Annotated in this window: 18 protein-coding genes and 1 pseudogene; 3 read left to right on the plus strand and 16 right to left on the minus strand. The window is 41.1% G+C overall.

All coding sequences use genetic code 11. The annotated features are described in order from the left end of the window. The 9 genes from AUF14_RS21770 to rpiB all read right to left on the minus strand — a co-directional run bounded on the left by AUF14_RS21770 (position 1) and on the right by rpiB (position 5,733). A complete protein-coding gene (locus AUF14_RS21770; RefSeq protein ID WP_083291840.1) occupies positions 1–813 on the minus strand; it encodes a transketolase in 813 nt (270 codons plus the stop codon). Positions 814–831: 18 nt separating this feature from the next. Further along, on the minus strand, positions 832–1,476 hold the full coding sequence (gene dhaL / locus AUF14_RS21775; protein ID WP_070504715.1) for a dihydroxyacetone kinase subunit DhaL: 645 nt from the start codon (positions 1,474–1,476) through the stop codon (positions 832–834). A 101-nt stretch (positions 1,477–1,577) separates the two neighbouring features. Continuing rightward, on the minus strand, positions 1,578–2,570 hold the full coding sequence (locus AUF14_RS21780; protein WP_102866642.1) for a dihydroxyacetone kinase subunit DhaK: 993 nt from the start codon (positions 2,568–2,570) through the stop codon (positions 1,578–1,580). Positions 2,571–2,611: 41 nt separating this feature from the next. Continuing rightward, positions 2,612–2,950, minus strand: a complete 339-nt coding sequence (locus AUF14_RS21785) for a Lin0368 family putative glycerol transporter subunit (RefSeq protein ID WP_070504709.1) — start codon at positions 2,948–2,950, stop codon at positions 2,612–2,614. A 25-nt stretch (positions 2,951–2,975) separates the two neighbouring features. After that, positions 2,976–3,398, minus strand: a complete 423-nt coding sequence (locus AUF14_RS21790) for a Lin0368 family putative glycerol transporter subunit (RefSeq protein WP_016178060.1) — start codon at positions 3,396–3,398, stop codon at positions 2,976–2,978. 36 nt (positions 3,399–3,434) lie between these two features. Then, on the minus strand, positions 3,435–3,818 hold the full coding sequence (gene dhaM / locus AUF14_RS21795) for a dihydroxyacetone kinase phosphoryl donor subunit DhaM (protein WP_016178059.1): 384 nt from the start codon (positions 3,816–3,818) through the stop codon (positions 3,435–3,437). Between the two features lie 2 nt (positions 3,819–3,820). Further along, positions 3,821–4,594: a triose-phosphate isomerase family protein gene (locus AUF14_RS21800; RefSeq protein WP_070504706.1), complete on the minus strand. Its 774-nt coding sequence runs from the start codon at positions 4,592–4,594 to the stop codon at positions 3,821–3,823. Between the two features lie 33 nt (positions 4,595–4,627). After that, positions 4,628–5,272, minus strand: a complete 645-nt coding sequence (gene fsa / locus AUF14_RS21805) for a fructose-6-phosphate aldolase (protein ID WP_070504703.1) — start codon at positions 5,270–5,272, stop codon at positions 4,628–4,630. An 11-nt stretch (positions 5,273–5,283) separates the two neighbouring features. Beyond that, positions 5,284–5,733 (minus strand): ribose 5-phosphate isomerase B, encoded by a 450-nt coding sequence (gene rpiB / locus AUF14_RS21810; RefSeq protein ID WP_070504700.1) that lies wholly within the window; start codon positions 5,731–5,733, stop codon positions 5,284–5,286. 213 nt (positions 5,734–5,946) lie between these two features. Here rpiB and AUF14_RS21815 point away from each other — a divergent pair, with 213 nt between their 5' ends. From AUF14_RS21815 to AUF14_RS21820, 3 genes and pseudogenes are all read left to right on the plus strand, one after another. Beyond that, a complete protein-coding gene (locus AUF14_RS21815; RefSeq protein WP_070504697.1) occupies positions 5,947–6,714 on the plus strand; it encodes a DeoR/GlpR family DNA-binding transcription regulator in 768 nt (255 codons plus the stop codon). Between the two features lie 104 nt (positions 6,715–6,818). Then, positions 6,819–6,913: pseudogene (locus tag AUF14_RS22385) on the plus strand. Positions 6,914–7,075: 162 nt separating this feature from the next. Next, the gene (locus AUF14_RS21820) at positions 7,076–7,909 is read left to right on the plus strand and encodes a Cof-type HAD-IIB family hydrolase (protein WP_070504694.1); all 834 of its coding nucleotides are present in this window, start codon (positions 7,076–7,078) and stop codon (positions 7,907–7,909) included. A gap of 50 nt (positions 7,910–7,959) precedes the next feature. Here AUF14_RS21820 and AUF14_RS21825 read toward each other — a convergent pair whose 3' ends face one another. The 7 genes from AUF14_RS21825 to AUF14_RS21855 all read right to left on the minus strand — a co-directional run bounded on the left by AUF14_RS21825 (position 7,960) and on the right by AUF14_RS21855 (position 13,917). After that, positions 7,960–8,670: a B3/B4 domain-containing protein gene (locus AUF14_RS21825; protein ID WP_070504691.1), complete on the minus strand. Its 711-nt coding sequence runs from the start codon at positions 8,668–8,670 to the stop codon at positions 7,960–7,962. 11 nt (positions 8,671–8,681) lie between these two features. Continuing rightward, positions 8,682–9,158, minus strand: coding sequence for a MarR family winged helix-turn-helix transcriptional regulator (locus tag AUF14_RS21830; RefSeq protein WP_070504689.1), 477 nt, complete (start codon positions 9,156–9,158; stop codon positions 8,682–8,684). Between the two features lie 89 nt (positions 9,159–9,247). Beyond that, entirely contained in the window at positions 9,248–10,690 is a 1,443-nt protein-coding gene (locus AUF14_RS21835; RefSeq protein WP_227131710.1) for a helix-turn-helix domain-containing protein, read from the minus strand. After that, a complete protein-coding gene (locus AUF14_RS21840; protein WP_070504685.1) occupies positions 10,671–11,264 on the minus strand; it encodes a hypothetical protein in 594 nt (197 codons plus the stop codon). The genes AUF14_RS21835 and AUF14_RS21840 overlap by 20 nt, the downstream gene beginning before the upstream one ends. Positions 11,265–11,285: 21 nt before the next feature. Further along, complete coding sequence (locus AUF14_RS21845) at positions 11,286–12,047, minus strand: class A sortase (RefSeq protein ID WP_102866644.1); 762 nt, start codon at positions 12,045–12,047, stop codon at positions 11,286–11,288. Further along, positions 12,025–13,110 (minus strand): DUF916 and DUF3324 domain-containing protein, encoded by a 1,086-nt coding sequence (locus AUF14_RS21850; protein ID WP_070504680.1) that lies wholly within the window; start codon positions 13,108–13,110, stop codon positions 12,025–12,027. Before AUF14_RS21850 ends, AUF14_RS21845 begins: the two co-directional genes overlap by 23 nt. A 69-nt stretch (positions 13,111–13,179) precedes the next feature. Continuing rightward, positions 13,180–13,917 carry a WxL domain-containing protein gene (locus tag AUF14_RS21855; RefSeq protein WP_102866645.1) on the minus strand — a complete coding sequence of 246 codons (738 nt, stop codon included), beginning with the start codon at positions 13,915–13,917 and terminating at the stop codon, positions 13,180–13,182. Positions 13,918–13,936: the final 19 nt, after the last annotated feature.

A 13,936-nucleotide genomic window follows, 5' to 3' on the forward strand; every position in this document is an offset into this window, starting at 1 on the left:
TTAAAACGCCTCCTTCAACTCTGCCAATGCCTGATCCGCTTCTTCCTGAGAAGGTGCTTTCCCATGCCAACCGACTTGATCCTCCATAAAGCTGACCCCTTTGCCTTTATGGGTTTCGCACACAATGACAGTTGGTCCTCCATCGTAAGCTTTCGCTTTTCCGATTGCCGCCGTCAAGGAGTCAAAATCATGCCCATTCGCAGTTAGTACCTTCCAATTGAAAGCAGCGAACTTCTTTCCTATATCTTGCACGCCCATGACTTCATCATTTGTGCCGTCGATCTGCAAACCATTGTTATCAACGAATGCGATCACGTTATTCAATTTGTAATGTGCGGCAGTCATCGCGGCTTCCCAGACTTGGCCTTCCTGTAATTCGCCATCGCCAAGCAAAATATAGACGTTCTTTTCGATGCCATCCAGTCGTTTTGCCAAGGCTAAGCCATTTGCAATCGACAAACCTTGTCCTAACGAACCGCTTGATGTATCAACACCCCGCGTTTTGATCCGATCTGGGTGTCCTTGCAAATGACAGCCAAATTTTCGTAAATCCAGTAGTTCTTCTTTATGAAAAAAGCCTTCGTCAGCTAAAACTGTATACAATGCTGGTGCCGCATGGCCTTTCGAAAGAATAAAGTGATCGCGGTCCTTTTGATCATAGTTTTCCAGTGTAATTTCCATTTCCTGATAGTATAGTACCGTTAGAATATCGATTGCTGAAAGAGAACCTCCAGGATGCCCTGATCCTGCGGAAGCCAGCGCCCGAATGATCCATTCACGCAATTCTACGGCTTTTTCTGCTAAATTTGTCATGTTCATCTTCCATTCAATCTATTTTTTCATTTCCTCAAGGAAGACATTCATCAGCATCCAAGAAGATTCCGAACCAGGGTCTTTGTGTCCGACTGCACGTTCACCTAAACGCATCGCCCGCCCTTTTTTCGCGATCAATGGAATCGTTGACTCTGCTCCTTGTTTCATAATTGACACCGTTTCCTCCATTACCGCCACAGGATCGTCGTCATTTTTATGCGCCTCTAAATACTCGATCCCCGGCTGCAGTGCATCGATCATGGTTTTGTCACCGATTTCTGCTTTGCCGCGTTGCTGAACAGCTGCCACACCGTTTTTCAGCATACCCGCAAATTCTGGGAAGGAAACCGCTTCTTTGCCAGCATCGTCCTTGCCCATTTTGATAAAGAAGCTGCCATACAATGGACCTGAAGCCCCGCCGACTTTACTCAACAGCAGCATGCCTGATTTTTTCAATAATGCTGTGACATCTGCTGCTTTTTCTAAATTATCTTGCAGATTAGCATTCACCGCGCGAAAGCCAATGCTTAAATTGATTCCGTGATCGCCATCGCCAATATCTGAGTCCAGTTTGGTCCAGTAGTCACGATGTTCTTCCGCAAGCTCTGCCATTTTTGCCAAACTATTAGCAAAGAATTGTTTATCTAATACCATTTCACCCATGATTGCACCTCATTTATATTATTTTTACTTGGAAAAAGCTTCATTCCTACTTTAGTAACGACCAATTGAACGAATCGGAAACAAGCAATGAAACCCTTTTCTTACAATTTATAATACGGTGTATTACAAGGGGCATCAAGCAATTCTTTGACCTCGTCATCCAATTTGACTAACGTAACAGACATTCCCGCCATATCCATCGAAGTCGCAAAGTTGCCGACATCTGTCCGATGGATCTTGATGCCTTTTTCATTCAAGATTTGATCCACACGACGGTAGCAGACATATTGGTCCAATAATGGCAGTGCGCCCAGACCGTTCACTAAGACGTAAACTTCATCACCGGCTACTAATTTTGCATCATCCAAAATGATCGCCATGATCTCATCAATAATCACATCGGCTTTTTCGATCTTACGACGTTCGATCCCTGGTTCACCGTGCAATCCCATACCGATCTCCATGTCGCCTTCATCCATTTGGAAGATCACTTCGCCAGTAACTGGCAAGGTTGAAGAAGATAAGGCTACACCTAATGAGTACGTATTGTCGTTGGCCTTTTCCGTTACTGCTTTGACCTGATCCAAATCATAGCCCTTCGCCGCCGCACTTCCAGCAACCTTAAAGACTGGCAAATCACCCGCGACACCGCGACGATCTTTCTTGTCTTTTGCAGAATAAACATCGTCCGTTGTCGTCACTGTTTCGACACGAATCCCGTCTTCTTCAAGCGCCATTTCCGCACCCATATCGAAGTTCATCACATCGCCAGCATAATTTCCATAAAGATACAGACAGCCTTTGCCGCTATCAAACGCTTTCACCGCTTCGTAACAAGCATCTGGCGCAGGCGACGTATTAACGTTTCCAACAACCGCCGCATCAGCGAAATCTTTCCCAACGTAGCCTAAGAACATTGGTTCATGACCTGATCCGCCGCCGACGATTACTCGCACACGTGGTTCTTCACTCATTAATTTACTGACAACCACCCGATTTTCTAAATCCAAGTTTACGTATTGCTTGTTCGCTGCTGCATAGCCTTCCAGCATTTCCTCTACAACTTCATAGCCATCATTGATTAACCGTTTCATATTCCCATTCTCCTTGTAAAATATATTTTTTTGATACTTTTTTATAAGAATAAAGACAATAACAATCCACCTAATAATCCGCCCGTAACGGCTGCGGCGATTTTTGGTAATGATTTTTTTACATTGCCGCCAACTAATGCGGAAGCGACCCAGACACCGACACCGGCTGCCAGCCCTTGATCAACCCACGCGCCTGTTTGTGCGATCATCGGTGTTGAAATACCGTGATTGATACACCAAACAGTTCCAACAATAAAGAGTGCGGCCATCCAGCCTCCGATTGGCCCCCAGTGATCTACCATTTTCCCCCATGCCATGCGAATTACAAATGGGAATAAAAATCCGCCGCATACTGTTGCAAGTCCTAAGCCCAAAGACATTATTTTTCCTCCGTTTCTTAATGGATTATTCTTCGCCAACTAAACGATCTAACTCTTTTTCTGTCATTCCTGGTTCAGGTGCCTTTTCATCGCGTTGTTCTTCTTTTGCCACACTTTTTTCAAAAGCTGCAGCTACGATCCCACCAATAACCGCACCCACGATGACTAATGCGATTGTTGGTAATGCATCAGTTAATACAGATGAACCCTGCATGAACGTATCTCGAGCAATTCCGCAAATACCAATTGCAAGCCCCATATCAACAAATGCTGCATCATCTTCGTTGCCTGTCAAATTCAAGTAATGATTCATAAACCACATGGGTCCAATAATAATTCCAGCTGCCAAGTAACCGCCAAAGATGCCAAAACTGCCTAACTCATTCCAAACAGACATTACAATAGTGCCAGCGATCGTGTAACCTACCATACTTCTCAGAAACTTCATTTCTTTCGCTCCTCACTTTTTTTATTCAACAAAGCTTTACAGCTGTGCTAACTCTTGGATTATGGTTTCCTTCTCCTGACAAACGGTTGCCTGAACAGCTGCCGCAAATGCCCCCTCAACTAACGGGCAATCCATGATTTCCGTTTTCATCGCCAGCTCTTCATCATCAATCAAGTCAATCGCTGTTTCCGAGCTTAGAATAGCGCTTCCAATATCGCAGAAAATTAATATATGATGGCAGTCCGCATTCTCTTCTATTGCCTCCATGATCATGATCGAGTTGGTGCCTAGCCGCCCATCACCTGTACCGCCTGCAGAAATAATTCGCACTGCATCGTTGGTACCAGTCATTTCTTCGATCATTTCTTTGGTTCCATCAGTAATTTTCTGACTATGGGATACTAAAATAATGCCAAACATGTTTACCCCTCCTTTACTTTTTTTACTGTTTCAACAATTGACGCGTACTGTTTCGGATTATGCCCAAAACGACCAACGAATACACCATCGACATTTTCATCGGAAACGATTAGCTTTGTATTTTCCTGCGAAACTGATCCACCGTATATGATGCGGATGTTTTCTGCCGTTTGGATATCGTACAATTCTTTGATGCATTCACGAATCAATCCATGAACCTGCTGCACATGAACCGCGCTGGCTGCGCAGGTTTTCCCCACTGCCCAAGCCGGTTCATAAGCTAAAATGATTTTCTCTGCCTTCTTGCCCTCGATTAGGAATAAATCCAGAAATAGTTGTTTCTTCATTAGCGCTTTAATCTCTTGATAATCCTCTGTTTTCGTAACTTCACCGATACATAGAACCGGTGTAATATCAAAGTCCAGAGCCAAACGAACCTTTTGATTGATCATATCGTCCGTTTCGTTGAAAAGCGTGCGTCGTTCGATGTGTCCAATCTCGGCATAGCCACCCTTCATTTCCTTTAGAGATTCAATCGAGAATTCTCCTGTGTAGGCGCCGTTTGGCACAGGTGCGATGTTTTGCGAACCTAAACCGATTTCTGAATCCTTCAAAATCATAGCTACCGGATATAGCACACCCATTCCTGGACACATGAATTGTTCAACCTTTTTCTCGTCACCCACTTCTTCAACAATAGCGTGGGCAAAATTTCGAGCATCGTCGATTTGATTTTGATATAGCTTTAAACTGATACCAACAATTGGTTTACGCATGATATTTCCTCCTTTCAGAAATTTTTTCTACAATTATTTTTTAAAGGCTTCCCAATCCTTCAGGAAGGCTTGAATTCCTGCATCGGTCAGTGGATGTGACCAAAGTTTAGGGAACAAAGTACCTGGAATCGTTGCGATATCTGAACCTAACTCAGCAACATCTTCCACATGCTTTAAGCTGCGAATACTCGCGGCGATGATTTCTGTTTGATAACCATATTGGGTTAACACTTTTTTCAAATTGCTGATTAACGCCAAGCTGTCGGTAGCGATATCATCCAAGCGCCCTACAAATGGACTAACGAACGTTGCACCTGCTTTAGCGGCCATTAAACCTTGTGCGACTGTAAAAACTAAGGTGACATTGGTCTTGATTCCTTCTTTAGATAAGATATTCACTGCTCGCAGGCCATCTTCTGTCATAGGAATTTTTACGACGATATTGTCCGCCCACGTTGAAATATCTTGAGCCTCTTTTACCATGTTCTCGGTATCAAGAGCGATCACCTCTGCACTTACAGGTCCATCGACCAAACCGCAGATTTCTGTGATCACTTCTTTAAAATCTCGACCTTCCTTTGAAATGATCGTGGGATTCGTTGTTACACCATCCACCAATCCTAATTGATTGATTCGTTTTATTTCCTCTACATTCGCTGTGTCTAAAAAGAATTTCATCATTTTTCCTCCTATTTTGAATACTCGGCTTCTTTTTCCATGATTTGATCAATCTTTCTGCCAGAATTGCCGCCTTCGAATGTGACTGACAAATATTCGTCCACAATTTTTTTAGCAACCTCTAAACCAATGACCTTTGAACCCATCGTGATAATCTGTGCATTGTTGCTTAGTTGCGCTCGTTCTGCAGAATAAGTATCGTGAACTTGTGCAGCTCTTACTCCAGGAATTTTATTGGCTGCCATCGCCATGCCAATCCCCGTTCCACAGCAGAGAATCCCGCGATCAATTTCCTGATTTACTACCCCGTTTGCAACGTTAAAGGCAATATCCGGATAGTCAACCTCGTTTGGAGAAAAGCACCCATAGTCCTTTATTTCGAATCCCTTTGCTTCTATATATGCGAATAATTCACGTTTCATCTCAAACGCATTATGATCTGATCCAATTCCAATTTTCATTTTTCTCTCTCCTTTTTCTCTTTGTACCCTCATAGTAAGCGCTGGCTTTCGTTTTGCCAATCATTATTTTCGTTTATTTTCGTTTTATTCATTATTAACGAAAGAAAAACGCGACTTTTCGATTAAAACGAAAAATAAATCGTTGAATATTGTTGTTTTTTCTATTTTTTTGCTTTATACTATACTCAATTAGATATTTTGGAGGAACTGCTTATGTATACAAACCAACGAAGAGAAAAAATTCTTGCTTTGCTACAGGAACGGGGTTCTGTCTCCGTGAATGATTTGACCGAACTATTATCTGTTTCAAAGGCAACCATCCGCTCAGACCTTAATTACCTTAGCGATAACAACATGTTGATCCGAACACATGGTGGTGCCACTCGTTCGAAAGAAGACGAAACCTTGAAAATCGATAAAAATTATGACATTCGAAAACAAAAGAATATTGAAAAGAAAGCCGAGATCGCCAAAAAGGCGTTTCCGCTGATTGAAAATGGTGAATGTATTGTTTTAGACGCCAGCTCTACTTGCTATGAGTTAGCAAAACTCATCAGTCAATCTGATTTACGTATCACCGTGTTAACGAATGGATTGCGTACTGCCTCTCTTTTAAAAGAAAATCTAAATTTGACAGTTGTATTAATCGGTGGCGTCGTTAAAGGGAGTTCGAATGCGGTGGAAGGCGTTTTAGGAATTGAAATTCTAAAAAAAGTCAACATCGATACCTTGTTTACCTCCGCCTACGCCATTTCTGCTACAGAGGGTCTTTCGGATTTCAATCTATATGAAGTAGAACTAAAAAAACGAATGGTAGAGTTAGCTTCACAAACGATTGCTTTGATTGATAGCACGAAATTCGAGAAAAAATCAATTGCGACATTTGCTAACCTTCCTCAATTAACTGCGTTGATCACAGATGATGGAATTCTCAGCGAAGTAAAAGAGCATTATAGTTCAGTTGTGACATTTTTAGATTAAGAAAAGAGCGAGGAACATTCTAAAATTAATGAATGATTCTCGCTCTTTTTGTTTTCTATCATCCGTTTAAGCTTTCTATAAGCTAACCGTCATACACTCTTCTTGTGGATGAACTTGGTGTTTAGACTCAGAAGTGGGACTTAAAACGACGGTTTGTTTCATTTGATACGAGGTGCAGGTTCGATTCCTGTCATCCACGTTAAAAAAACTAAATGACGTATTAATACTAAATCCTGCTCTTCTACTAAGCAAGAGCAGGATTTTTTCGTTGATTTTCCACCGTCATTTACAAATGAAACCATTTACACCTTATCTGGCCGATAGTAGACTTAAGGTAACAAGTTGATTAGGACGTGATGGAATGATTATCAAAGCAATCGTACTAGATATTGATGGTACGTTATTGAACACAGGAAAAATAATCTCGGAAAAAACCAAACAAGCCTTGATCGCGGCACAAGAAAAAGGCATCAAAGTCATTTTAGCTTCCGGTCGCCCAACGACAGGCATGCTGGAGCTAGCAGAGCAATTGGAAATGACCAAATATGAGGGCTTCCTCGTTTCATACAACGGAGCGCGCGTCACTGATTGTCTGACAAAAGAGGTGCTCTTCAATCAGGCCATGAGTATCGAAACGGGCCAAGCAATTCTAGAACACTTGAAAAATTTCGATGTCATACCGATGATTGACAAAGAAGATTATCTTTATGTAAATGACGTTTACAGCGGCATGCTGGATTTACCTGATGGCGCATTCAATATTATTGAATATGAAGCACGCGGCGGTAATTTCAAACTCAGTGAGATTGATGATCTGGCAGCCTTTGCGACCTTCCCGATCAACAAGATTTTGATCGCAGCACAGCCAGAATATTTGCAGAAGATTGCACCAGCACTCCATGCTCCTTTTGACGAAATCGTTACAGCCGCCTTCTCTGCACCGTTTTATTTTGAGTTCACTGACAAAGGAATTGATAAGGCGAAGGCATTGAATACGGTATTTCCTGAAATGGGCATCCATTCAGAGAACATCATCGCATTTGGTGACGGGCACAACGACCGCTCCATTATCGAATACGCGGGGATCGGTGTTGCGATGGGCAATGCGGTAGATGCACTAAAAGAAATCGCTGATGATGTGACACTTTCTTGCGATGAGGATGGGATTGCAGCGGGATTGGAGAAATATTTATAAACAAAAGCAAGGTTTGGGAATTCAATCTCCCAAAACCTTGCTTTTAATCGTTATGCCTTCACTTTTCTATGCTCGGAATCTACAACAAAATCGATTCCTTCAACACCAAAATAATCCGCGATCCGTCTTTTCAATTCCTGCATCGCTTGATTGGCACGTGTTGCTTGTTCGCTAGTGACCGATTCCATAAAGAAAATGACATCTTGAGTTTCTTCTGTCAGCATTGTCCGTTGGGCTTCTCGCCAATTCAAGCAGCGGCAAATTGCACCTTTTTCGTCATAATAGATGATCTCTTCCGGTAAAGCGGGGGCATCAGCTTCAGCGCCTAAAGGTAAAAACGCTTCTCCGCCAGCTGCTTGACCCAAATGAATATCGCCTACAATTTTTTGCAGGTCTTCCCCGCCGCAGGGCACAGCGAACTCCAATGAGATACTATTGTAAATATCGACTAGCGGATTGATGGGTCGAAACTCACGATCCTGACTGACTCTTTTCAGTAACGCTTCAATTGACGAACGAGCGCCCTTTTTTGTTTTGAATTGACTGAAGGCGCCGCGCCATTGGGCAACGACGAGGTTTTGACTAAAGGTTTCCTCTGTTAGAAATTGCTTGGCGGCTTCTTTTCCTTCTGCTAATAATTTGGTCAAGTAGGGATCATTTTCCTTCGAGTGATTGTCTCCGATTCCTTTTACGAGTAATACATTGATTTGCGCTTCAGGGAAAACCTCCCAAAAAGATGGATCTGCAATAAAGTTTGTCATTTGTTTGCTCCTCATTCGTTTATTTGCTCCAGATAGGGTCTTTTATTGCCTTTTTTGACGGAGGTCCACTCTTTGTCAATCGTTGCTGCCACAATTTTTAATGCTTTGGAAAATGCTTCAATTTCCTTTTTTGACAGGTTTTGCAAAGCGATTTGATTGGAATATTGATTTTCTAGTTGAATGATCGGAACTAGCTTTGCGCCATCTTCTGTTACAAATAACCGTCGAATTTTTTTATTTACGTCATCTGCTTCTTTTCTAATAAAACCTTTTTCCTCAAGCTTCTTAATCGCTCGCGCAGCCGTCGTGCGATCCACCTTGATCATTTCGGCTAATCTATCTGGAATGATGCCGGGATTTTCGAAAATTCGTATCAAATATAAATACTGGCCTTTGGAAAGTTGGTACTCCTTAAACTCGATGTTCGCGATGGAATCTAAGGCTCTGGCGATCTTTCCTATATCTCTAAGAAATTCTATCCTTTTCAACCTCCTATCCTATAAACGTATCATAAGTCGTTTTCGTTGCAAATACAACAAAAAATCAATCAAAAAAAACGCAGAAAGAAATACTCTTTCTACGTCATATTCGATTTTTCTGTTCTTTTTTGAATGATTTTCTGCCCTAAATTCGCCCAATCTAGCGGGCGCGGAGGAGAAAGCCAAACGACACAATCTATATGATACGCGTTTCCTAAATCTCTGGAATCAGTCAATAGAATATCTGCAGCTTCAACATCTGTAATAATCTTTGCGCCAACTAGATGAAAGAAATTGAGATTCTCCGTAATAAACTGATTATACAGACTGCCGAAGGAAAAATCGACGTATACGTTGATGGGTTCAACCAAAACATCTTTTGGAAATGAATCTAAAATTAGAAAAAGATATTGAAAAAGAACCTGCTTCTTCTTTTTATACAATTCAGAATCTTTTTCTTGCAGCTGCTTCACATATACCCTGCAAAATTCTAATATTGTTGGATAATTTTGCTGAAAGTAAGCAATGTTGATTTCTGGCTGCAGCGTCTCACTGGCTTGGCTGACCTCCTTCAATTGAAAATGCAAAATATGACTCCTCATCAGAAAACATTCATACTTTTCTGGACTCTCAATTAACTTAGGGAAATATTGAATAAGGCTTGTCAGCAAATTTTTGCTCCATGTCATAATTTGCTTATTCGCATTCAATCGTAGATTTTTACTCAATTCCTCTGAGCGAGAATAATAATAATTCAAAAAGGCAATCACTTCTGCTTCGCGAGATTCGATTGGAACCCGTTCAAAAAATGACTCTTCCATAGCTTGTTTGATAGCTTCTCTGGATAAAACATCAGCGGTTCGTCTCTCAACAAACTTTCGCTGCTTGATTCGTAAATTCGTTATGTGAAGGTAGTGCTGCAAGCTGATTCTTTGATGAATAGTCATCTTACCATCTTCCAGTGTCATTTGTTTTTCTTGAATATGACCGTCCTTCGATTGATCGAAAATTTGGCAGCGACCTTTGTATACACGTGAAAAAAGTTCGGTTAAGAATAAACGGATATTCTTTTCATTTTCACCGCTTACTCGGAATTTTTTATCGATGGTCATCTCGTACTTAGCAAGATACTTGTTCAATAGCTTATAATTATTGTATGCAATCGGATAACTGATCATTGATTTTTCGGAAAACTCATTCAATGACTTGAAGTTTCCTAAAACAGCCCTCAATAAAATATTAAAGCCAATTGATTCTTCCACATATTTTTCTAAAAGTGTCTCAGAACTGGCCGTTCCGGTAATTTCTAATTGAACAAAGGGTTCCTCTAAAAAAACATGAATTTCCTGAGCCAAACCATATTTTTCAAGATCCTGGATCAACTGCTCTATCGTACTTTTAAGCACATAGTTGGAAATCTCTAAATGATCCATGATCTCTTTTTTAGACAACGCAAAATAAGAACTTCGCTCTAATTGCCGTAAAAGCTGATACTTCCGCCACTCTTCCTTTGCTAATAAACTATCCAGCAAAATAATCACTCATCCTTGCTGCCAATTTTCCGTTCGCTTCGCCGTATAAGACGACACCTGATAGTAAGTAGGCACTTTGTGCGATATCCGCAAAGTTATTAAGTGATCCAGCCTTGCCTCCGCCGCTATCAGGAGGCAAAGCTGTACTTTTCGTGGAAGAAAAGAAATCATCGTCTAACATCAGGACTTGATTTTTATGATGATTTTTCATTTTTGGCAGATAAGGATCTGGTATTGAGAAATCTTCTGTTTTCTCCTCCTGCTTCAGCTCGTCTGTCGGCAATAAGGCTACTGACTGACTCACGACTTGAACGGTGCTGCTTTGAACTTCATTATTTTGCGTGTTTTCCACATTTGTATTATCTTTTTGATCCTGCGATGGCGTCGACTCAGCAGATTCCATCGTTATTTCGCCATCTATCAGGTATTCACTCGGCTCAGGGTCAGCATTGGGTATTGGAGTGATCGTATTGTGCGGATTCAGCGGATCATAAATAACAGTATTGGCTAATACATGCTCTGAATATAGAAAAATCGATGCTCCAAAGACTACCACCAATGATTTTGCCATCATTTTTTTCATCTTATCACTCCTTCCATGAGACTACCTGCTGATTTTAATGATCATTCTTGTTCCAATCACCAAACTAACTAGAAAAAGAATCCATACAATTATACAGTAGCTTTGATTTTGTCGATTGTTTTTATGCTGTATGCGGTTTTTATGTTCAATCAGCTTTTGTTTAATCACTTTTGTTGGTTGCTGAACCAGCTCAGCTTTTACCACAAAACGCTGCTCAGTATGAGTCGGCTTATCACAGGTAATTAATGTTAGCTCGGCTTTACCATTATCTTCTAAAACCTGAAGTTCGGTTTGATGAATCATTTTCGTCTGACTGACTTTGTATTGATAAAACTGGTTCTGATATTCCAAATAAACCGTATCGCCGACAGTCATTTCCAACAATTTGCCAAACAATAACTCATTTCGTCCTAAGTGATGGCCAATCACAACGATATTTTGGTTTTCCGCTTTTCTCTCTGGAAATAATGTCCCTGCACCGACCAAAAGCTGGTCATTCGTCACTCCTGAAAAAAGCGGCAGACCGATCTCGACTTTTGGGATAACGAGCTGTCCAGCTGATTGAAATGTTTGGTTTTCTTTAAAGGCTAAAACAGCTGATAAATCTGGCGGCTGAACAGCCTCTAATGGGATTTCTTCAGCAGGCGTGACTGTTTTTTTCTGGCTGATCATGACATTTTGCGTTCGATAGATGATCAGCGTTTGCTTAATAAATGGCAGAAATAATAATGTTACTGCCGTACAGTAGATCAAAATGAGGCTAAACCGGATCTTTTTTGTCATTTTTCTTCTTGCGCCATACTAAGAATATGACGATCAGTAATAGCAGAATCACTCCAATTAGAATATACAACCATGTATAATCTTTCTTGATCGTGACATCTGAATCATTTAATTTTTTAGCCACATCTGCTTTAATCTCGAAATCCTTTTCCAACGTCCAATGGTAGCGATAGTTTTCTTCTTTCTGGCTGCCTTCTTTTTGAAACGAATAGCTGCCATTTTGATCCTGTTGACCGTACGCCTCAATTTTCATGGTATATTTTCCAGCCTTTAAGCGGTCCCCTTTTAGCGGTACTGATAAATTAAAATTGGAATTCGGCGCCATTTGCATATCGGATTGTTCATCCGTATAAAGTGCTTCGGAGCTGCCTTTTTTTGTGATAATCGTCTTAGTCGCTAATTGATTCAAGTAGGTCCCATTAGGATTTTGCAGATTCCCTTGAATGACATTACGAGCATTTCGTTGATTAGGAATCACGCGCTGCAGCTTCAAGTCTGGTGAACCATTCTCAGTTGTTTGGCGCATTAATAAAGCTACAACATAAGAATATTCATTCTTGATTGCCAAGCCTTTATCATTTTTATCTGAAGAAATGTTTGTTTGATCCGTTGTTTTTTCCTTAAACGTGATCCCGCCGGCAATAACACCAGCAAATTTTTCATTTGGCATATGTATTTTTACTTTATATTCAGCCGCTGATTGCGGTTTTAGTGTGATCTCTTCGGGCGCTTCTACATAGTCTTTTATATTGTATTTTAATGTTTCATCAGGCTTGATCTCATTCTTACTGTACTCAACGACACCATTGCCATTTGTTGTTGCACTATTTATCTGTGCTTCGATCACGACTTCTTTATCTGTATCATTCCGCAGGTCTACAGTCAGGGTATCCTCTTGGTTAGGAGCCAATAATAAATCAAAATACGTCTTTTGCTTGTCGATTTGATTTTCTGACGCTTTAGGAGTCACCGCAAAATTGAACTCCGATGCGATTCCCGGTGTCGTCAGCATCAAACTACTTAAAATGGCAACTGCCAGCATCACAAATTTTCTAAATTTCATCGTACCGTTATCCTTTCAGTGAAAGAAAGGGATGCTGGAAAACACCCCTTCTTCATTCTTCTTTTTTAATTAGTTTCCTGGTGTGTCACTAAGAACCCAAGTAAATGTTGTTGAATATTTCTTCGCATATTTCGTTGTTGAGCCAGGTACGCTCAATTCAATACTTTCAGCTGCGGTTGCGGCATCTGTACCCCAATCAAGTAAATATGTTCCAGCACCTTGACCATCTTTCGCCGACATAACATTTTTCAAATCTCCAGATGGATCAGCGACGATCGTTGCCTGTCCTGTTGGTTTTTCTGAATCGGAGGCAGTTACTACATTCCCATTTTTGAAAGTGATTTCTGCGCCTGTCAACTCGTCGGCATCTGCTGTCGTAAATTGACTGTTTTGCTTCATCTGCAATGTCCAGCCTTTTTCAGTTCCACGATTATCAGTTACTTGTACAAAGTTAGGCCCCGTTTTTTCTACGTTGTCCTTATCAAGATATTTTTGCGCTTTTGCTTTATAGATCTCATCTTTAGAAGTAATTTTTTGTGAACCAAAATCTAGACTTGACGCATAATCAATCGACAATGGGCCAGCCGTACCTGGTTTTGGCCCGCTTGGATCAGTTGGATCAACCGGCTTAACCGGATTAGTCGGGTCCACCGGATCAACCGGATCAGTAGTTCCGTTATTTGGGGTGAAAGTAATCACACCGTTTGTATCGTATTCCCCGCCATCAGCCGCAAAACTCACAGCTGGTGCTAAGGTGATTCCTGCTAAGATAGCAGTAGCTAAAAATAAAGAACCAAATTTTTTCATTTGTAGTCATCCTCCTAAG

Origin of the sequence: Enterococcus avium, from assembly GCF_002891025.1 — a bacterium.
Taxonomy (GTDB): Bacteria; Bacillota; Bacilli; order Lactobacillales; family Enterococcaceae; genus Enterococcus_A; species Enterococcus_A avium.